Genomic DNA, 19,032 nt, shown 5'->3' on the forward strand with positions numbered 1-19,032 from the left:
GCTGGTAGGAGTCGGGGAGGCCGGGTACAACACTTGTATGAAATCCATGCAGTGGGAAATGGCCGCATCGTCCGGCACGGCGTTGCTCATGTGGATCGTCGGCCTGGTCGTGGTCGGGGTTCTTCTGGCCGCCTTTTTCTGGGGGCGTCGAGTTCGTTCGCGTGAACCCGCACCGCCGACGCCCGAAGAGCAGCCGCACATGCCCGAGGGCGGCCCGGTAAAGGAAATTCAGGAGTTTCGGGAGCCGAACGAAGTCCCTCGCGACGGCAGTCGACTGACGCCGACCGAACTCGGAGACGGGTACGGCTCCCCGAGCACGCACCGCAGCCCTTCGCAGGACCCGGAAGACCACAAGAAGCCGGGCGGCGGCAGCTTCGGCAGCGGCGGCCTCGGCTGACCGGCAAGCCTCCCGGAGGGGCGGGAGCGCGGGCTCGCACGGGTCCGGCACATCGGGCGGCGCCTCTCGGCGCCGCCCGCAGGCAGGCAGGCAGGCAGCCGGGATGATGGCCCGGGCCTGCTCGGCTCAGTGCAGGCAGAAGCAGAACGGGTGACCGGCCGGGTCCGCGTAGATCCGCCAGTTGGCCTCCGGGTTGAGTTGGTCGGTGCGCTCAAGCACCGTGGCGCCGAGACTGAGCGCCCGCTTCTCCTCCCCGTCGAGGTCGTCCACGTCGAAGTCCAGGTGCAGTTGCTGCGGGTGCTGCTGGCCGGGCCACTCGGGCGGGCGGTAGCCGTCGACCCGCTGGCAGGCCAGCGGCGTCCCCTCGAACCCGTGGACCTCGATCCAGTCGGAATCCCCGGGGTCCTCGACGACCCGGCCGCCGAGCAGATCGGCGTAGAACCGCGCAAGCCGTACCGGATCGGCGCAGTCCAGTGCGACCGCCTGCAGCTTTCGAATCACTTCCGACACTCTTCTCTCTTGGGCCACTTTCGTGTCACTCCGTACGGTAGTCGTCGTACCCCTCTCCCCCGAGGGACAGTCACTCGTCATCGCCTGGCTCCGCCGAACGCCTCATGCCGTGGTCTGCCGCCGCGCTTTCGGGGCACTCCTGGAACATGCGTGAGAAGCGGCGGCTGCGGACGAGTGATGTCGACGGACCCGGAATCAGCCGCGTCCGTTCGGGACGAGGTTTTCGCTATACGGATGCCTCCGGCCGCCCCATCACGGACCCGGCTCAGAAGCAGCGCCTGCGCGAGCTCGTCATCCCGCCGGCCTGGCAGGACGTCTGGATCTGTCCCTGGCCCAACGGACACCTGCAGGCCGTCGGCACCGACAAGGCGGGACGGCGCCAGTACCTGTATCACCCGCACTTTCGTGAGCGGCAGGAGACGGCCAAGCACGGGCACGTCCTGGAGGTCGCCGCCGCCCTGCCCGAGGTGCGCGCGCACGTGACGGAAGACCTCGGCCGCCGCGGCCTCAGCCGCGAACGCGTCCTCGCCTGCGCCACCCGCATGCTCGACCTCGGCTTCTTCCGTATCGGCAACGAGACATACCGGCGGGACAACGGCACCTACGGGCTGACCACCCTCCTGCGGGAGCATGTCTCCTGTCGGCGCGGCGAGGTCTGCCTCGCCTACCCGGCGAAGTACTCCAAGACACAGAACCGGACGCTCGTCGATCCGCCTGCCTGCAAGGTTCTGCGTGCCCTGCTGCGGCGGGGCGGCGCAGACCCGCGATTGTTCGCCTACTGGCAGAGCGGCAGCTGGCACGAACTGCACGCCGCCGAGCTCAACGACTACCTCCGTGCCCTTGCGGGCATGGACATCACGGCGAAGGACTTCCGGGTCTGGCACGCCACCGTCCTGGCGGCGGTCGCCCTCGCGGTGTCGGCACCGGTCGCCGACGAATCGAAGGCCGCACGCAAACGCGCCGTCACCCGGGCGACCCGCGAGGTCAGCGAGTACCTCGGCAACACCCCCGCGGTCTGCCGGGCCTCGTACATCAATCCCCGGGTCATCGAACTCTTCGGCGAGGGCCGTACGATCGCCGAAGACCTGGACCGCCTCGGCGACGGCGCCACCTACGGCCACCCGGCGACCCAGGGCCCCATCGAGGAGGCGGTACTGCGGCTGCTGGCGTGAGAGCACGCACGTAGCGCAAAGCGTGCCCTCGCCGGCGCACAACAGCCACCGCCCGCGCCCGCCCTGTTCCGTCGAGGCCTTGCCGCAGGGCGCCCGGTCGCGGAGTGCGCAGGGCTGTCGTAGAAAGGAAAAATGAGCGAGGAGAAAGAGACATGGCACCCCGGAGAGATCGTGCCCGCCAGCGGGATCTACGAATGTGACTGCGGCGGAGAGCACCACTGGAGCACGGACGTGAAGACCCACCGCTTCCCGCCCCTGCCTTCGGGCTGCTCGGGCGAGTACTGGGGGCTGCAGAAGCCGGCCCATCCCGACACCGACCTCGGCCGATAGCGGCCTCGCCGGCATCCGCCCCCGCGGCTGACCGCCTCGTCCTCCTCCCCGAACGCGAACACCTCCTTCAGCGACTCTGATAGTTGTCGGTGACGGGCCGTGCCCCGGCCCGGCAGCAGTCGCGTTCGTTCGAGGAGGTAGTGCCAGGTGAGTTCCCCGCACGCGGTCGTGAGCGAAGAAGCCGGTGAGGTCCGCCGTTTCTGGTCCGGGCTCGGTCTGCCCGGTCTGATCGACGTCCACACCCATTTCATGCCCGAGCGTGTCCTGCACAAGGTCTGGGACTACTTCGACGCCAACGGGCCCCTGACGGGCGGTCTGGAGTGGCCGATCACCTACCGCAAGGAGGAGGCCGAGCGCATAGCACTGCTGCGGGGGTTCGGCGTGCGGGCCTTCACCTCCATGCTCTACCCGCACAAGCCCGGCATGGCCAGGTGGCTGAACGACTGGGCTGCCGACTTCGCCCGCCGCGCCCCCGACTGCTTGCACACCGCCACCCTCTACCCCGAACCCGGCGTGGAGACCTACGTCCGCCGGGCCCTCGAAGCCGGCGCCCGCGTGTTCAAAGCTCATGTGCAGGTGGGAGCGTACGACCCTGCTGACGAACGGCTGCGACAGACGTGGGGACTGCTGGCCGAGGCCGGCGTCCCCGTGGTGATGCACTGCGGCTCCGGGCCGGCGCCCGGCAAGCACACCGGCACCGAACCCATCGCCAGGGTGCTGGCACGCCACCCGAAACTGCGCCTCATCGTCGCGCACATGGGCATGCCGGAGTACGAGGAGTTCCTCGACCTCGCCGAACGGTACGACCAGGTACGCCTGGACACCACGATGGCGTTCACCGACTTCAGCGAAGACTTCATGCCCTTTCCCCGCCGGGCTCTGCCCCGCCTCGCCGACCTCGGGGAGCGCATTCTGCTCGGGACCGACTTCCCGAATATCCCTTATCCCTACCTGCACCAGCTCCAGGTCCTGGAACGGCTGGGTCTCGGGCCGGCGTGGCTGCGTGCCGTGTGCCACGACAACGCGGCGGACCTGTTCAGCCTCTGAGGGGCGGTGGCAGTCCGTCAGTCCGCCGTCAGTCCCGGTGTGCCGCGATCAGTTGCCGGTACCAGTGGTAGCTGTCCTTGGGGATGCGCTGCTGGCTGTCGTAGTCGACGCGTACGATCCCGAACCGCTTGGCGTAGCCCAGCGCCCACTCGAAGTTGTCGAGAAGTGACCAGAGGTAGTAGCCGCGCACGTCGACGCCCGCGTCCATGGCGGCCCGCAGAGCGCTCAGGTGACTGTGCAGGTAGGCGGTGCGGTCCTGGTCGTGGACGGCGCCGTCCGGGGCGACCACGTCGTGCTCGGCCGTGCCGTTCTCGGTGATGTGGATCGGCGGCAGGGCATCGCCGTAGGTGTCCTTCAGGGCTGTCAGCAGGTCGGTGAAGGACTCGGGCACCACGGGCCAGTTCATTGCCGTGCGCCGTACGTCGGGGTAGCCGGTCTCCTGGTAGCGGTTGTCCGTGGCGACGCGTCGGGCGGGGTCGGGCTCGCGGTAGTGCGCGTCGGCGACCATGATCGGCCGGTAGTAGTTGACTCCGAGGAAGTCCAGCGGCTGACTGATGAGGTCGAGGTCGCCGTCGCGGCGGAAGTCCTGCCGGGTGATCAGCTCGCCCCAGGTGTCCTGTTCGCTCGCCGGGTAGCGGCCGGCGAGGAGCGGCTCCGTCCACACCAGGTTGTGCTGGGTGTCGGCGCGCAGCACGGCGGCGCGGTCGGCGGGTGTGTCGGTGGCGGGGACGTTGCGGTCGAGGTTGAGGGTGATGCCGGCCTCCCGCACGCCCGCCGCGCGCAGCGCCCGCATCGCCAGGCCGTGGCCGACGAGCAGGTGGTGCGCGGCGGCCAGGGCCGGGGTGCCCTCCCTGGCGCCGGGCGCGTGGCGGCCGACGGAGTAGCCCAGGAACGCGCTGCACCACGGCTCGTTGAGGGTGATCCAGCGGGGTACGCGGTCGGCGAGGTGCCCGGCGACGATCTCGGCGTACTCGCCGAAGCGTTCGGCGGTCTCGCGCACGCGCCAGCCGCCCTCGTCTTCCAGGGCTTGGGGCAGGTCCCAGTGGTAGAGGGTGGCGGCCGGTTCGATGCCGGCTTCGAGGAGTTCGTCGACGAGCCGCGAGTAGAAGTCCAGGCCCTTGGGGTTGGCGGGTCCTGATCCGGTGGGCTGGATGCGGGGCCAGGCGATGGAGAAGCGGTAGGAGTCGACGCCCAGGTCGCGCAGGAGGGCCACGTCCTCGGGGTAGCGGTGGTAGTGGTCGCAGGCCACGTCGCCGGTGTGGCCGCCGTCGACGCGGCCCGGGGTGTGGCTGTAGGTGTCCCAGATGGAGGGGCCGCGGCCGTCCTCGTGTACGGCGCCCTCGATCTGGTACGAGGCGGTGGCCGCGCCGAAGACGAAGCCGGGTGGGAAGTGGGGCAGGTCGCTCATGATGGCCTTACTTGACGGATCCGCCGGTGATGCCGGCTGCGATGTATTTCTGGGCGAGAACGAGCAGCACCGCGGCCGGGATCGCGGACAGGACGGATGCGGCCATGACGGAGCCCCAGTCGCCGACGTGCGCGCCGATGTACTGGTAGATGCCGAGGGTGACCGGCTTGACGTCGTCGGTGGTGTTCAGCGTGAGCGCGAACATGAAGTCGCTCCACGCGTACAGGAAGGAGAACAGGCCTGCGGTGATCAGGCAGTTGCGGCTCATCGGGAGCACGACCTGCACGAAGGTGCGCAGCCTGCCGGCGCCGTCGACCTCGGCCGCCTCGATGACCTCGGTGGGGATGGCCACCATGAAGGAGCGCATGAGGACGATGGCGAAGGGGATGCCCAGTGAGGCGTCGGCGAGCATGAGGCCGAAGTAGGAGTTGACCAGGCCGAGATCGACGTAGGCGCTGTAGAGCGCGTTGGCGATGACGATGCCCGGCACCATCTGGGTGATGAGGGTGCCGAAGACGATGGTGCGGGTGCCGCGGAGCTTGAACTGGGCGAGCCCGTAGGCGGCGGGCGCGGCTATCGCCAGGCAGATGACGACGGCGCCGAACGCGACGGCGAGCGAGGTCAGCAGGTGGCCGCCCTGCTCGCGGATGGCGGAGGTGAAGCCGGACAGGTCCACCTCGTGGGGCACGGGCGCGACTTCGAGCAGGCCGGATTCGGGTTGCAGGGCCGTGTTGAGCATCCAGTAGAGCGGGAAAAGCATCACGCACAGGATCAGGACGCCGGCGACGGTGGCGCCCCAGCGGCGCTTGGCCGGGGTGGCAGGGCGCGGGCCGGCGGGTGCCGGAGTCGCGGGTGCCGGGGCGGCGGTGGTGGTCGACATGGCGGTCACTTCCCCTCGGAGCGGTTGGCCCGCAGGTAGAACACCGCGAATACGGCGGAGATCAGGATCAGGACGTTGCCGACGACGGCGCCCGCGCCGAAGTCCAGCTGCACGAAGGAGTTCTGGTAGGTCAGGGTGCCCAGGGTCTGGGTGGCGTCGGCCGGGCCGCCGTCGGTCAGGGCCAGGATCAGGTCGAGGATCTTTACCGTCGACATGAAGCCGAGGACCAGCACGACCGTGATGACCGGCTTGAGCAGCGGCAGCGTGATCGAGCGGAAGGTGCGCCAGGCGGACGCGCCGTCCAGGGACGCGGCCTCGTACAGCTCCTTGGGGATCTCCTGGAGGCCGCCGTAGAGGATCACCATGTTGAAGGGGATGCCGATCCAGATGTTCACCAGGATCACGGAGAACAGAGCCATGCCGGGGCTGGTCAGCCAGGGGGTGGCCCCGTCCATGCCGAGGGTGTCAAGGAAGGTGTTCAGGACGCCGGTGTCCTGGTCCAGGATGCGACGCCACACGATGCCGGAGACGACCATCGGCACGAGCCAGGGCAGCAGGATCAGGGAGCGCAGGATGCCGTTGAGGGGGAACTTCTTGGTGAAGAAGACCGCGAGGGCGAGGCCGATGCCGAACTGGCCGATCAGGGAGCCGACGGTGAAGGCGATGGTGTGCCACAGCGCCTTGCCGAACAGGTCGTCCTGGAAGACCTTGCTCCAGTTGTCGGTGCCGTTGAAGGGGGCCTTGCCGTCGAAGAACGTGGAGGGCGAGTAGTCCTGGAAGCTCATCAGGACGTTGCGCACGAGCGGGTAGCCGAAGAACAGCACCATGAAGACGACCGCGGGGGCGATGAAGCCCCACTGGGAGAGTCTGCGGCGGCGCCGGGCGCGTGCCGGGTCGGGCTTCTTGACGGCGGGGGCGGGCTGCCGGGTGTCCGGCGCGGTGGCGGAGGCTGTGGTGGCCGACATGTTCGTAACCTCAGTTCCCGCTCGTGGCGCGCTGCTGGGCGCGCTGGAGCGCGGCCTCGCTGGACTGCCCGGTGAGGGCTGACTGGAAGGCGCTCTGCAGGGCGAGCGACACGGACGACCAGCGCGCGCCGACCTTGGCGGTGCGCGAGCGCGCGGTGGCCACCTGGTCGGCCAGGGCGTCGAGTTCGGGCACTTCCTTGCGCCAGAGGTCGGCGGCCTTCTCGTTGGCCGGGACCATCCAGCTGTTGCGTGCGTAGGAGATCTGCTCCTTCTCGCTGGACATGCACCGGATGATCTTCGCGGCGGTCTTCTCGCGCCGCGTGTCACCGGTGTTGGGCACCGTCAGGATGGCGCCGCCCAGCGGGCCGACCGACTTGTCACCGGTCTCGGGGACGGGTATCCGGGCGATGCCCCAGTCCAGGCTCTTCTTGGTGTTGAGCGTCTCGACCTGCCACGGACCGTTGATCATCATTGCCGCGTTGCCCGCCATGAACTGGTCGTTGACGTCGGCCTGCGTCCAGTTGACCGTCGACTTGGACAGCGAACCGTCCTTGATCAGGCCCTTCCAGTAGTCGAGCGCCTCGGCGACCTGTTTGCTCCCGAGGTTCGACTCGTCACCGCCGTTGGACCACATGAACGGTGTGAACTGGAAGACGCCGTCCTCCGCGCCGCCCGCGCTCAGGGCGATGCCGTACTGCCTCGCTCTGGTGAGCTCCTTGGCGGTCCGGCGCATCTCGTCCCACGTGGTGGGCACGTCAAGACCGGCCTTCTTCAGGATGTCCTTGTTGTAGAAGAGGGCCAGGGTGTTCACCGTGCGCGCCGCCCCGTAGTACGTGCCCTTGTAGGAGCCGAAGTCGACGATGCCCTGCGGGATGTCCCGGGTGGACAGGCCCAGGGTGCGCAGGTCGGTGAGGCCGCCGGCCTCGGCGAACGTCGGCATTTCGGAGGCGTCGAACTGGATGACGTCCGGCAGTGACTTCGAGGACGCCATGCGCAGGGACTTCGTCATCACCTGCGCGGCCGGCACGCTCTGCTGCTCGATGGTGATGCCGAGCTGCTTGCTGCAACGGGCCAGGGTGGCGGCGTCCCAGCTGTGATACGAGTCGTCGGTCGACGAGTTGAGGACGGTGTACACGTCGTCGTCGCGTTGCTGGCCGCAGCCGGCGAGTGCCGCGGTGGCCACGAGTGCGAAGACGACAGTGAGCGGGACCGTCGCCCGCCGGCCGGCACCGCGGCGCCCGAGGAGCGCCCCGTCCGGTGTGTGTGCTGCTGTCACGGTGGTTGCCCTTGCCTGGGAGAGGTGGCCGGCCCGGCGCAACGCCCTTGGCCCGCCGGGGTGTTCGCAGATCCCGCCACGGCTCCGGCCGTCGCCGCGGGGACTCGATCGCAGGGTGCGCGGTGTGCGGTGCGTGTGCGCGGGTCAGCGCACGCCCGACAGGTGCTCCACGGCGGGCCCGTGTACGGGTGCGACGGGGGCGGGTTCGGGGGTGGCAGTGAAGCGGTCGAACATGGTGCGGCCCTTTGCTGCGAGTTTGTTTTCTGCCATGACTAATACGTCATCAAGCGCTTCGACGCTAGACCTCGGACTGAAGTTCACGCCGAGCAAAAGCGTTGTCACAGGCCGCAGTCGGCAATCGAAGCGCTTCCGCGACAGCACCCGAAATCGCCCTTGCCCTTTTGTTTCCCGTGGGATCAAATGGTGACCGCAGCTACCTCTCCCGCAAGATCGCACGCCGGTCCAGGGGCTCCGTGGCGCCCACCGCGCCGCACCGTTGTCGGCTGGGACAGCCCGCCACCACGACCCCCGGCCCCTTCCCTCCCGTCCCCTCCCGCCCGACCGGCGGCACCGGCTGCCCCCAGCCCCCGAAGAGCCCTCCCCCGCTCCCGCGACCCGAACGGCCACCCCGCACCACCCCGAGGAAGATCATGAAGTTCACCGACGGCTTCTGGCTCATGCGCGACGGGGTCCAGGCCTCGTACGCCACCGAGGTCCGCGGCGTCCGATCCGACGCCGACCGCTTCACCGCCCACGCCGCGATCAAGCGTGTCGAACGCCGCGGCGACACCCTCAACTCCCCTCTGCTGACCGTCGACTGCTTCTCCCCCGCCGAGGGCGTCATCGGCGTCCGCACCACGCACCTGGCGGGCAAGCGGCGTCTCGGCCCGGACTTCGCTCTGCCGGGCACGGACACCGGAGTCGGCGCGGTGCGCCGGGACGGCGACCTGATCGAGCTGACCAGCGGCCCACTCACCGTCCGTCTCGACACCGCCGCACCCTGGGAGTTGGCGTTCAGCGACGCCGACGGTCGCCCGGTGACCTCGGCGGGACGCAAGGGAACGGCCTTCTTCACCACGGGCGACGGCGCGCACCACATGGCCGGACGGCTTGCGCTGGGAGTCGGCGAACAGGTCTACGGTCTGGGCGAACGCTTCACCCCGTTCGTGAAGAACGGCCAGGTCGTGGACATGTGGCAGGCCGACGGCGGCACGAGCAGCGAACAGGCATACAAGAACGTCCCGTTCAGCCTGCACCTCTCCCCCGCCGGCGCGTACGGCGTGTTCGTCAACCACCCCGGCAAGGTGAGCTACGAGATCGGCTCGGAGTCGGTCGGGCACATGCAGTTCAGCGTCGAGGACCAGTCACTGGAGTACTACGTCGTCGCGGGCCCGACGCCCAAGGAGGTGCTGCGCCGCTACACCGCGCTCACCGGCCGCCCCGCGCTGCCCCCGGCGTGGTCGTTCGGACTGTGGCTCACCACCTCCTTCACCACGCAGTACGACGAGGAGACGGTGACCTCCTTCGTCGACGGAATGGCCGAGCGTGACATCCCGCTCAGCGTCTTCCACTTCGACTGCTTCTGGATGCGTGAGTACGAATGGTCCAACTTCACCTGGGATCCGGACGTCTTCCCCGACCCCGAGGGCATGCTGGCCCGCCTCAAGGAGCGGGGCCTGAAGATCTCCGTCTGGATCAACCCGTACATCGCCCAGAAGTCGGACCTGTTCGACGAGGCCGCCGCCGCGGGCTACCTGGTGAAGCGGCCGAACGGCGACATCTGGCAGTGGGACCTGTGGCAGGCGGGCATGGCCCTGGTCGACTTCACCAATCCCGAGGCCGGCGCCTGGTTCAAGTCGAAGCTGAAAGTACTGCTCGACCAGGGCGTCGACTGCTTCAAGACCGACTTCGGCGAGCGCATCCCCACCGACGTGCGGTGGCACGACGGCTCCGACCCGGAGCGCATGCACAACTACTACACGCACCTGTACAACCGCACCGTCTTCGAACTCCTGGAGAAGGAACGCGGCACGGGCGAAGCCGTCCTGTTCGCCCGCTCGGCGACGGCCGGCGGGCAGCAGTACCCGGTGCACTGGGGCGGCGACTGCTGGTCGTCGTTCGGCGCGATGGCCGAATCGCTGCGCGGCGGCCTGTCACTGTCGCTCTCGGGCTTCGGCTTCTGGTCGCACGACATCGGCGGCTTCGAGGGCACCCCCGACCCGGCCGTCTTCAAGCGCTGGCTCGCCTTCGGCCTGCTCTCCTCCCACAGCCGCCTGCACGGTTCGAGTTCCTATCGCGTGCCGTGGGAGTTCGGGGACGAAGCAGTCGACGTGGCACGGCTGTTCACGCGGCTCAAGCACCGCCTCATGCCCTACCTCTACGGCGCCGCGGCCGAAGCCCAGCAGGCCGGCGTACCGCTGATGCGGCCCATGCTCCTGGAATTCCCCGGGGACCCCACCGCCCGCGCCCTGGACCGGCAGTACATGCTCGGCCCCGACCTGCTCGTCGCCCCGGTCTTCACCGCCGACGGCGATGTCGAGTACTACCTGCCCGAGGGCACCTGGACCCACCTCTTGACCGGCGAACACGTCCAGGGCCCCGCCTGGCGCCGCGAGACCCACGGCTTCGACAGCCTCCCCCTGTACGTCCGTCCGGGAGCGGTCCTCCCGCTCGGCTCCGACACCGGGCGCCCCGACGGGGACTGGCTGGAGGACCTCACCCTGCTCGTCACGCCCGACGCCCACCAGGTGACGGTGACCGTCCCCGACCACAGCGGCCGTCCCGCCGCCGTCTACGAGGTGACGCGCGACGCGACGGCCGGGGCGGCGACCGTCACCCCGTCGGCCGGACGCGAGGCTCCACGCACCGTGGGGTCGGTCGACTTGTAGATACCGGCCCCCTGAGCGGCGGCCCCGGTCAGGCGAGTTCGCGGGGCTCGCCGGCCGGGGCGATCAGTTGTTCAGTCCAGAACCAGGTCGCCGAAGCTGGTCATGGTGTCGACGTCGTGCTCGACGTGCGTGGACCCGGCGCTGACCGCCGAGCCCGACTCGTTGACGACGACGGCGTGATCGTCGTCGGCGGCGGCCACGCCGGAGGCGCCCAGGACGGCGAAGGCTGCCAGAGCAGTGGCGGTGAGAGCGGTACGCAAGCGCATGAAGACGTGCCCTTTCGTGAGTGCGGGGCGGACGAGGAGCTGCCTCGCCCGCACAGGCCGTACGCGATCCCGCGGACCACGTCCGCCCGTGGGGAAAGTCGTACCGGCTCCGCGCGCCGCACCGGCGCCCGCCTCGCGCTGCGTCACCCGCCAAGACCCATCAGTCGTATCGGAGAAACGTATCTGCAACCCTGATGCCGGTCATGACCCCGACTGCCCCGTCCTCTACTGCTACTGCCTGACGTACCGCCAGAGAACCTCGTCGCTCTCCCGGAGGGTGAACCCGCACCTTTGCAGCAGGTGATCGGCCCTGCGTCGGGGGATGAGGCGAAAGCGCAGACGTTGGTGGGCGAGCAGCGTCTGCTGCCGCTTGATGAAGTAGTCCTTGGTGCCCCGGCCCTCTTCGTCGACCTCGACATCCTGGGCGTAGAGCAGCCCGCCGGGCAGGGCGCGTTCGTAGGGCCGGTGGGGTCCCTGGACGGCGAGCAGCAGCGATCCGCCGGGCTTGAGGGAGGCGGCGACGTTGGCCAGGCCCCGGGCGTTGTCCTCCTCGTCCATCAGGTGACTGCTCAGCCAGGCCTCGCCCTGGTCCTGGATGATGAACCAGACACCGCCGACAGAGTATGCGGCGTCGAAGGAGGAAGAGGACAAGGAAGAGGACAGGGACATCTCCAGGACGTCCTCGTGCAGCAGCCGCGCTCGGTCGCCCAGTCTCCCGCGGGCCAGTTCCAGCATGCCGGCGGTGTGGTCGATGCCGGTGATCCGCAGCTGCGCGGGGCTCAGTTCCAGCAGCCGGTCGCAGACCAGGCCGGTACCCACCCCGAGTTCCAGCAGATCGGTACTGTCGCCGACGCGGGCCAAGAGCGCACGCGCGTAGGCGTCGTAGTCGTAGTAGCCCGAAGTCATGACGAGGTCGTAGTAACGCGACAGATCGGCGTAGGAGTCCGGCACGTGCGGGACCGTAGCGGCACGCGGCCCCGCAGGCAATGCCGCACCCGGCGGCCGGGGGGTGTTGCCGCTCGGGGCGGGTGTCGGGCGATGATGTCATGGGCGCGGTCGGCCGGTCGTTCGCCGACCGCGCCCATGTCACGTACGCCGGACTCGGACAGCAGAGCGTGGACTCATGAGCAAATCTTCGACCGCCGCCGGGATGCCGGACGAACTGAACCGGCGGCTCGGTGTGCCGGACGCCGTCATGATCGGTCTGGGGTCGATGATCGGCGCCGGGATCTTCGCCGCGCTCGCCCCTGCCGCGAGCGCGGCCGGCTCCGGACTGCTGATCAGCCTGGCGCTGGCGGCCGTGGTCGCCTACTGCAACGCCACCTCCTCCGCACGCCTGGCGGCCCGGTATCCGGCGTCGGGCGGCACGTACGTGTACGGCCGCGACCGCCTGGGCGACTTCTGGGGCTATCTGGCGGGGTGGGCGTTCGTGGTCGGCAAGTCCGCGTCCTGCGCGGCGATGGCGCTCACGGTCGGCTCATACGTGTGGCCGGGGCAGGAGCACGCGGTCGCGGTCGCCGCCGTGGTGGCGCTGACGGCGGTGAACTACGCCGGGGTGCAGAAGTCGGCGCTGCTGACCCGGGTCATCGTGGCCGTGGTCCTGGCGGTCCTCGCCGCCGTGGTGGTCACGCTGCTCACCTCTTCCGCGGCGGACGCGACCCGGCTGGAGATCGGCTCCGACGCCGCCGCCGGTGGTGTGCTCCAGGCGGCGGGGCTGCTGTTCTTCGCCTTCGCCGGATACGCCCGCATCGCCACGCTCGGCGAGGAGGTACGCGATCCGGCCCGTACGATTCCGCGGGCGATCCCGATCGCGCTGGGCATCACGCTTCTCGTGTACGCCCTCGTCGCGGTCGCCGTCCTGATGGCGCTGGGCCCGGACCGGCTGGCCGAGACGACGGCACCGCTTTCGGACGGCGCCCGGGCCGCGGGCGGCGACTGGCTCGTGCCCGTCGTCCGCGTCGGCGCGGCCGTCGCCGCGCTCGGCTCCCTGCTCGCCCTGATCCTGGGCGTCTCCCGCACCACGTTGGCCATGGCCCGCGATCGGCATCTGCCGCACGTCCTGGCCGCCGTCCACCCGAAGACCAAGGTGCCCCACCGTGCCGAGCTCGTCGTCGGCGCCGTGGTGGCGGTGGTCGCGGCGACGGCCGACGTGCGCGGGGCCATCGGGTTCTCCTCTTTCGGGGTGCTCGCCTATTACGCCGTCGCCAACGCCTCCGCCTGGACCCTCACCGTGGACGAGGGCCGCCCGGCGCGGGTCATCCCGGCCGTCGGCCTCGCCGGCTGCCTTGCCCTCTCCTTCGCTCTCCCGGCGCCCTCGGTGATCGGCGGCGCCGCGGTCCTTGCTCTCGGCGCCGCCGTCTACGGGGTCCGGCGTGCGGTGCGCGCGCGCACGCCGTGACCCGGTGCCGGTCAGCGGGGCATCGGTTCGGCGGGCCGACCCATGCGTTGGTGCCGGGTGAGCGCACGGCGGCCTAGGAACACCGCACCCAGCCCCAACGGGACAGCCACGACGGCGCCGACGAGTCCGTTGCCGGTGCCGGGTCCGCCACTGGAGGTGGCCGCGTGCAACACCGCGAGGACCGTGCCGACCACCCCCGCCGCCATGGCCGCGACCCCGCCGATGCGCGCATTGCCGGTGCTGATCCTGCCGCCGGCCCGGGTGAGGGCCGGCCAGCCGACGGCCAGACCGAGCAGCCCGACTCCCAGGGCAAGGTTGGCCCCCGTGCGCCCCTCACCGATGATCCCGCCCTCGGCGGCCGCCATCAGCACTGCTGAAGCACTCATGTCGCTCTCCTCGTTCTCCGTCGCTGACTGCGAGGCTCGATGTGCCTTGAGCATGGGTGCCGGGCCCCCTGCGGGTCGTCCGGCAGAGGCAGACACTTTCCGCTGCCGCCGCCGCGGGATACGGGTACCGCGGACGTGGCAGAAAGCGCGGGAGTACCGCGCCCGCGGTAGCCGGACGATCGTCCCCCAGCCGGACCCGCCCGCGGCCGGGCCCGGATACGGTGCGCCTATGGGCATAGGACGGTTCGCTGTCCCGGCCGGGGTCACCGACTGGGCGATCGCCGCGGGCGTGGCGGTGCTGCTGCTGGGCACCGGGCTGTTGGGGCCGCACCCGGACGGGGGCCGCGAGTTGCTGGGCTCCGCGCTGCTTGCGGCGGGCGGGTTGGTGCTGGCCGGGCGCCGGCGGATGCCGCTCGTGGTTCTGGCCGTCACGGGGTTGTGCGCGGTGGGCCACCTGGCAGCCGGGTTCGAAGTGCTCGCCGTCTCCTATCTGGTCGCGGTCTACAGCGCGGTACGCGCCGGGCACCGAGTTGCCGCGCTGGCCGCCTCTGTGTGCTTGGTGGCCGTGCTCCACCTGACGGCCCTGGTCTTCCACGACGGGTCCGCCCGCGAGGTCGTGGCACAGGCCCGGAGCACCCTGGAGATCGCCTGGCTGATCGCAGCCTTCGCCGCCGGGGAGGCGGTGCGGCAGGCCGAACGCCGGGCGGACGAAGCCGAGCACACCCGCGAGGAGACCGCCCGGCGCCGGGCCGACGAGGAACGGCTGCGCATCGCGCGGGAGTTGCACGACTCGCTCACCCACCAGATCTCTGTCATCAAGGTGCAGTCCGAGGTCGCGGTCCACGTGGCCCGGCGCCGGGGCGAGCAGGTGCCGCAGGCTCTGCTCGCGATCCAGGAAGCCGGCAGGGAGGCGAGTCGGGAGCTGCGCGCGACCCTCGAGGCCCTGCGCGACGACGACACCGCCCCGCCGCACGGACTCGACCACATTCCCGACCTGGTGAAACGGTTCCGGACGACCGGCCTGGAGACGACCCTGGTCATCGAAGGGCCGCTGCACGCCGTACCGGCCGCGGTGGGCCGTACCGCGTACCGGATCGTCCAGGAGTCACTCACCAACATCGCCCGGCACGCCGCGGCGACCACCGCCTCAGTGCTCGTCGACGTCCGGCAGGAGACCCTCACCATTAGCGTCGACGACAACGGAAAGGCCGGCACGCGCCCCGACCCGACGCCTGGCCTGGGGCTGCTCGGCATGCGCGAACGTGTCACGGCCTTGGGCGGCCGGCTGCGCACCGGGCCGCGCAGCGCAGGGGGTTTCACCGTCCACGCCGAACTCCCCACGAACGGAGCCTCGTGATCCGGGTCCTGCTGGTCGATGACCAGCCGCTCATCCGCAGCGGCTTCCGTGCGCTGCTCGACCTCGAAGACGACATCCAGGTGGTGGCCGAGGCCGCCGACGGCCAAGAGGCCCTGCGTCTGGTCAAGGAGCACCTGCCCGATGTCGCGCTCATAGACATCCAGATGCCTGTCATGAACGGCATCGAAGCGACCCGGTGCATCGCCGGGGATCCGGCTCTGGCCGAGGTGCATGTGGTCATGCTGACCAACTACGGCATGGACGAGTACATCTTCCAGGCGCTGCGGGCCGGCGCCGCCGGCTTCCTCGTCAAGGACATTCTCCCGGAGGACTTCCTGCACGCCGTACGCGTCGCCGCCCGCGGTGACGCTTTGCTGGCACCGGCCGTCACCCGCAAGCTCATCGACCGGTACGTCAGCCAGCCGCCGCCCGCCCGGGCTGTTGACGGCCTCGAGGAGCTGACCAACCGCGAACGCGAGGCGGTCGTCCTGGCCGCCCGGGGCCTGTCCAACCACGAGATCGCCGATCGCCTGGTCATCAGCCCCCTGACCGCCAAGACCCACATCAACCGCGCCATGGCCAAACTCCACGCCCGCGACCGCGCCCAACTCGTGGTTCTCGCCTACGAATCCGGCCTGATCACCCCACCGCCCCGCCCGTGACGACCGGCGGTGGCCCCGCTCATCCCGCCGCCCCCGGGGTCATGAAGTTCCCGGGCTTCGGGGCCGGGATGAAACCGGCCTTCGCGTGCACCGCCTCACAGCCCCAGGTCCCGTCCGACGATCTCCTTCATGATCTCGGTGGTACCGCCGTAGATGGTGGTGATGCGCGAGTCCAGGTAGTCGTGCGCGATGCGGTATTCGAGCATGTAGCCGTAGGCGCCGTGCAGTTGGAGACAGCGTCCCACGATGTCCACGTACCGCTCGGTGGCCCAGAACTTCGCCGACGCGGCGTCCACCGCGCTCAGTTCGCCGCGGGAGTGCCGGGCGAGCAGATCGTCCAGGTAGGCACGTCCCACCCGGGCGGTGGTCACCATGTCGGCCAGTTCGAAGCGGGTGTTCTGGAAGGAGCCGATGGGCCGGCCGAACGCCTTGCGCTCCCTGACGTACTCCAGGGTGCGTTCGAGCACGCCCTCGATGGACGCCACGGCGTTGGCGGCGATCGAGATCCGCTCCTGGGGCAGGTTGCGCACCAGGGCCTTGAAACCGGTGCCTTCCGGTCCGAGCAGGTTGGCGGCAGGCACCCGTACGTCCTGGAAGAACAGTTCGCTGGTGTCCTGGGCGTGCAGGCCGACCTTTTCCAGGTTGCGCCCCCGCGAGAAGCCGGCCCGGTCCGCCTCGATGACCAGCAGGCTGATCCCGCCGTGGCGGTCCGGTCCGGTCCGTACGGCGGTGACGACCAGGTCGGCGTTCTGGCCGTTGGAGATGAAGACCTTGCTGCCGTTGACCACATAGTCGTCGCCGTCGCGGACGGCCGTGGTGGCGATGCCTGCCAGGTCGCTGCCGGTCCCGGGTTCCGTCATCGCGACCGCGACGACAAGCTCTCCGGCGGCGATGCCCGGCAGCCAGCGGGCCTTTTGCCGGTCGTCGGTCAGGTCGGTGAAGTAGGGAACGACGATGTCGTTGGACAAGGTCAGTGAGGCAAGGCCGTCCGCAGCGGGATGGCGGGAGAATTCCTCGCCGATCACGGCGTTGAAACGGTAGTCACCGACTCCGGCGCCGCCGTATTCCTCGGGGATGTTGAAGCCGAGGATGCCCGCCGCGGCGGCCTCGCGGAAGAGTTCACGGTCGACCTTGCCCTCGATCCGCCACTGCTCGGCGTGCGGCTCGGCGTGCTTGTCGGCGAAGGCGCGGGCCGTCTCCCGCAGGAGCTCGTGCTCGTCCTCGTACAGCGACCGCTCGGCGGAGATCACATCGGTCATCAGGACTCCTGTTCCAGATCATGATCGAGTTGGGATCGAAGAAGGAGCGAAGAGGGATGGGTGGAGCGGGTGGTGGCAGGCCCCGGTGGGACCCGGTGGGAGTGGCGCAGCGAGCCGTCAGTGCCGCCGCTCGCCCGCGGCAGGCACGTTGTCGGTCATCGCACGCCGATCCGGCGCAGCAGGGACAGTTGCCTGTTGGTGCGCCGGGCGAAGCTCTCGGCCGACTGTTTCGGTGACGGGCCGAGCGGCATCAGGCGCTGCACGGCGACCGTCTGGCTCTCGGTGTACTTGCGGATGCCCTCGGCTCCGTGGCGGCGGCCGAGGCCGCTGTCGCCCGCGCCGCCCATGCCGGCCTCGATGCTGCCCGCCGCGGCGGCGGCACCGTCGTTGATGTTGACCGATCCGCAGCGGATGAGCCGGGCCATACGGGCGGCCTCGCGGGTGTCCTTGGACCAGATGGAGGCCGACAAGCCATAGGTTCCCTGGTTGGCCAGCTTCAGTGCCTCGTCGTCCGTGGCACAGGGGTACAGCGAGAGGACCGGGCCGAACGTTTCCCTTTCGCAGACGTCCATGTCGGCGGTGACGCCTTCGAGGATCGTCGGTTCGTAGAACAGCGGGCCGATGTCGGGCCTGGCCCGGCCTCCCGCAAGCACCTTCGCTCCCTTGGCCAGGGCGTCGTCGACGTGGGCGGCGACCGCGGCGAGTTGCGCGGGCGAGACGAGCGGTCCCAGGTCCGCCGCCCAGTCGTAGGTCCGTCCCAGGCGCAGCGCCCGCGTCGCGCGCAGGAGTTCCTCGCGGAAGGCGTCGTAGACCTTCTCGTGCACGTAGGCGCGCTCGATGTGGATGCACATCTGCCCGGTGTTGGCGAAGGCGGCCACCACCGTGCCGGCTGCCGCGGCGGCGATGTCGGCGTCCTCGCGCACGATCAGCGGGTTCTTGCCGCCGAGTTCGAGCGAGGCCCCCACCAGCCGGCGTGCGGCGCGCTCCGCGACGGTGCGTCCGGTGGCGGTCGAGCCGGTGAAGCAGACGAAGTCGACGGCGTCGATCAGGGCGGTGCCCACCACGGGGCCGTCACCGACGACGATGTGCCACAGATCGGCGGGCAGTCCCGCCTCGTGCAGCAGTGCCCGCGTCCACAGCAGGGTCAGCGCGGTCTGGGAGTCGGCCTTGGAGACGACGGCGTTGCCGGCCAGGAGCGCCGGCAGTACGTCGCCGACCCCCAGGTAAAGCGGGTAGTTCCACGGAGAGATGATGCCGACCACGCCCTTGGGGACCCTTGGTTCCCTCACCTTGGTCAGGCCGGGGACCATGCCGCGTACGCGACGCGTGGTCAGGTAGCGGGCGGCGCGGCGTGCGTAGTGGCGGGCGATGGCCGCGACCTGCGCCACCTCCTGCCAGGCGTGATAGCGGGCCTTGCCCGTCTCCCACTGGATGAGGTCGAGCACCTGGTCCTGCCGCCGGAGGAGCAGGTCGTGGAAGGCGAGCACGATCCCGGTCCGGTGCGCCGGCGGTGTTCGCGCCCATGCACGCTGGGCGGCCAGGGCTGCCGTGGCCGCGGAGCGGACGTCCTCGGGAGTGCAGGCAGGAACGGGTGCGACCGGCGTCAGGTCCCACGGCGCGAGCGCTGTCAGCGGCCGGGGCTCGTTCGGTGCCTGGCGGGACTCGTCCCGGTGCACCCACGCGCACCACTGATCGAGCAGTTCGCCGGACACCCAGGCGGGCCGGGAGCCGGCGTCCGGCGACGACCGGGGCGGCGGCGCTTCGGTCTGGTCCTGCTCCGTGTTCATGGGGCTCCTCGGGGTGCCGGACGGATGCGGGTCAGATACGGGGC

General features: G+C 70.1%; 19 protein-coding genes. 8 read left to right on the forward strand and 11 right to left on the reverse strand.

Annotation, left to right across the window (positions count from 1 at the left end; translation table 11 throughout):
- Positions 1-37: 37 nt before the first annotated feature.
- Positions 38-397: a DUF6479 family protein gene (locus IE226_RS04500; protein WP_190079675.1), complete on the forward strand. Its 360-nt coding sequence runs from the start codon at positions 38-40 to the stop codon at positions 395-397.
- A gap of 126 nt (positions 398-523) precedes the next feature.
- Here the strand turns inward: IE226_RS04500 and IE226_RS04505 are convergent, their stop codons facing one another.
- On the reverse strand, positions 524-898 hold the full coding sequence (locus IE226_RS04505; RefSeq protein WP_190079676.1) for a VOC family protein: 375 nt from the start codon (positions 896-898) through the stop codon (positions 524-526).
- 155 nt (positions 899-1,053) lie between these two features.
- Between IE226_RS04505 and IE226_RS04510 the strand changes: the two genes are divergently transcribed.
- The 3 genes from IE226_RS04510 (at position 1,054) to IE226_RS04520 (ending at position 3,456) form a co-directional block, all read left to right on the forward strand.
- Positions 1,054-2,079 carry a DNA topoisomerase IB gene (locus tag IE226_RS04510; protein ID WP_229870491.1) on the forward strand — a complete coding sequence of 342 codons (1,026 nt, stop codon included), beginning with the start codon at positions 1,054-1,056 and terminating at the stop codon, positions 2,077-2,079.
- A 132-nt stretch (positions 2,080-2,211) separates the two neighbouring features.
- On the forward strand, positions 2,212-2,409 hold the full coding sequence (locus tag IE226_RS04515) for a hypothetical protein (RefSeq protein ID WP_190079678.1): 198 nt from the start codon (positions 2,212-2,214) through the stop codon (positions 2,407-2,409).
- Positions 2,410-2,556: 147 nt separating this feature from the next.
- Entirely contained in the window at positions 2,557-3,456 is a 900-nt protein-coding gene (locus IE226_RS04520) for an amidohydrolase family protein (protein ID WP_190079679.1), read from the forward strand.
- Positions 3,457-3,484: 28 nt separating this feature from the next.
- Here the strand turns inward: IE226_RS04520 and IE226_RS04525 are convergent, their stop codons facing one another.
- The 5 genes from IE226_RS04525 to IE226_RS44825 all read right to left on the reverse strand — a co-directional run bounded on the left by IE226_RS04525 (position 3,485) and on the right by IE226_RS44825 (position 8,255).
- Positions 3,485-4,864: a GH1 family beta-glucosidase gene (locus tag IE226_RS04525; RefSeq protein ID WP_190079680.1), complete on the reverse strand. Its 1,380-nt coding sequence runs from the start codon at positions 4,862-4,864 to the stop codon at positions 3,485-3,487.
- 7 nt (positions 4,865-4,871) lie between these two features.
- On the reverse strand, positions 4,872-5,744 hold the full coding sequence (locus IE226_RS04530) for a carbohydrate ABC transporter permease (protein ID WP_373306873.1): 873 nt from the start codon (positions 5,742-5,744) through the stop codon (positions 4,872-4,874).
- A gap of 5 nt (positions 5,745-5,749) precedes the next feature.
- Positions 5,750-6,709: a carbohydrate ABC transporter permease gene (locus tag IE226_RS04535; protein ID WP_190079682.1), complete on the reverse strand. Its 960-nt coding sequence runs from the start codon at positions 6,707-6,709 to the stop codon at positions 5,750-5,752.
- 10 nt (positions 6,710-6,719) lie between these two features.
- The gene (locus IE226_RS04540; RefSeq protein ID WP_190079683.1) at positions 6,720-7,985 is read right to left on the reverse strand and encodes an ABC transporter substrate-binding protein; all 1,266 of its coding nucleotides are present in this window, start codon (positions 7,983-7,985) and stop codon (positions 6,720-6,722) included.
- 144 nt (positions 7,986-8,129) lie between these two features.
- Positions 8,130-8,255: a hypothetical protein gene (locus IE226_RS44825; RefSeq protein ID WP_268251275.1), complete on the reverse strand. Its 126-nt coding sequence runs from the start codon at positions 8,253-8,255 to the stop codon at positions 8,130-8,132.
- Positions 8,256-8,635: 380 nt separating this feature from the next.
- Here IE226_RS44825 and yicI point away from each other — a divergent pair, with 380 nt between their 5' ends.
- Positions 8,636-10,873, forward strand: a complete 2,238-nt coding sequence (gene yicI, locus IE226_RS04545; protein WP_190079684.1) for an alpha-xylosidase — start codon at positions 8,636-8,638, stop codon at positions 10,871-10,873.
- A gap of 71 nt (positions 10,874-10,944) precedes the next feature.
- Here the strand turns inward: yicI and IE226_RS04550 are convergent, their stop codons facing one another.
- Complete coding sequence (locus tag IE226_RS04550; RefSeq protein ID WP_190079685.1) at positions 10,945-11,139, reverse strand: hypothetical protein; 195 nt, start codon at positions 11,137-11,139, stop codon at positions 10,945-10,947.
- Positions 11,140-11,370: 231 nt separating this feature from the next.
- Positions 11,371-12,090, reverse strand: coding sequence for a methyltransferase domain-containing protein (locus tag IE226_RS04555; RefSeq protein ID WP_190079686.1), 720 nt, complete (start codon positions 12,088-12,090; stop codon positions 11,371-11,373).
- Between the two features lie 172 nt (positions 12,091-12,262).
- On the opposite strand from IE226_RS04555, the gene IE226_RS04560 reads away from it, so the two are divergent.
- Positions 12,263-13,537 (forward strand): APC family permease, encoded by a 1,275-nt coding sequence (locus tag IE226_RS04560; protein WP_190079687.1) that lies wholly within the window; start codon positions 12,263-12,265, stop codon positions 13,535-13,537.
- Positions 13,538-13,548: 11 nt separating this feature from the next.
- Here IE226_RS04560 and IE226_RS04565 read toward each other — a convergent pair whose 3' ends face one another.
- The gene (locus IE226_RS04565) at positions 13,549-13,923 is read right to left on the reverse strand and encodes a DUF6223 family protein (RefSeq protein ID WP_190079688.1); all 375 of its coding nucleotides are present in this window, start codon (positions 13,921-13,923) and stop codon (positions 13,549-13,551) included.
- A 229-nt stretch (positions 13,924-14,152) separates the two neighbouring features.
- On the opposite strand from IE226_RS04565, the gene IE226_RS04570 reads away from it, so the two are divergent.
- Complete coding sequence (locus IE226_RS04570; RefSeq protein WP_190079689.1) at positions 14,153-15,280, forward strand: sensor histidine kinase; 1,128 nt, start codon at positions 14,153-14,155, stop codon at positions 15,278-15,280.
- Complete coding sequence (locus IE226_RS04575; protein ID WP_190079690.1) at positions 15,277-15,942, forward strand: response regulator; 666 nt, start codon at positions 15,277-15,279, stop codon at positions 15,940-15,942. Before IE226_RS04570 ends, IE226_RS04575 begins: the two co-directional genes overlap by 4 nt.
- A gap of 95 nt (positions 15,943-16,037) precedes the next feature.
- Here IE226_RS04575 and IE226_RS04580 read toward each other — a convergent pair whose 3' ends face one another.
- Positions 16,038-17,201 carry an acyl-CoA dehydrogenase family protein gene (locus tag IE226_RS04580; RefSeq protein WP_190079691.1) on the reverse strand — a complete coding sequence of 388 codons (1,164 nt, stop codon included), beginning with the start codon at positions 17,199-17,201 and terminating at the stop codon, positions 16,038-16,040.
- A 155-nt stretch (positions 17,202-17,356) separates the two neighbouring features.
- The gene (locus IE226_RS04585; RefSeq protein ID WP_190079692.1) at positions 17,357-18,988 is read right to left on the reverse strand and encodes a succinic semialdehyde dehydrogenase; all 1,632 of its coding nucleotides are present in this window, start codon (positions 18,986-18,988) and stop codon (positions 17,357-17,359) included.
- Between the last annotated feature and the right edge of the window lie 44 nt (positions 18,989-19,032).

The organism is Streptomyces longisporoflavus, from assembly GCF_014649775.1.
Classification (GTDB): Bacteria; Actinomycetota; Actinomycetes; order Streptomycetales; family Streptomycetaceae; genus Streptomyces; species Streptomyces longisporoflavus.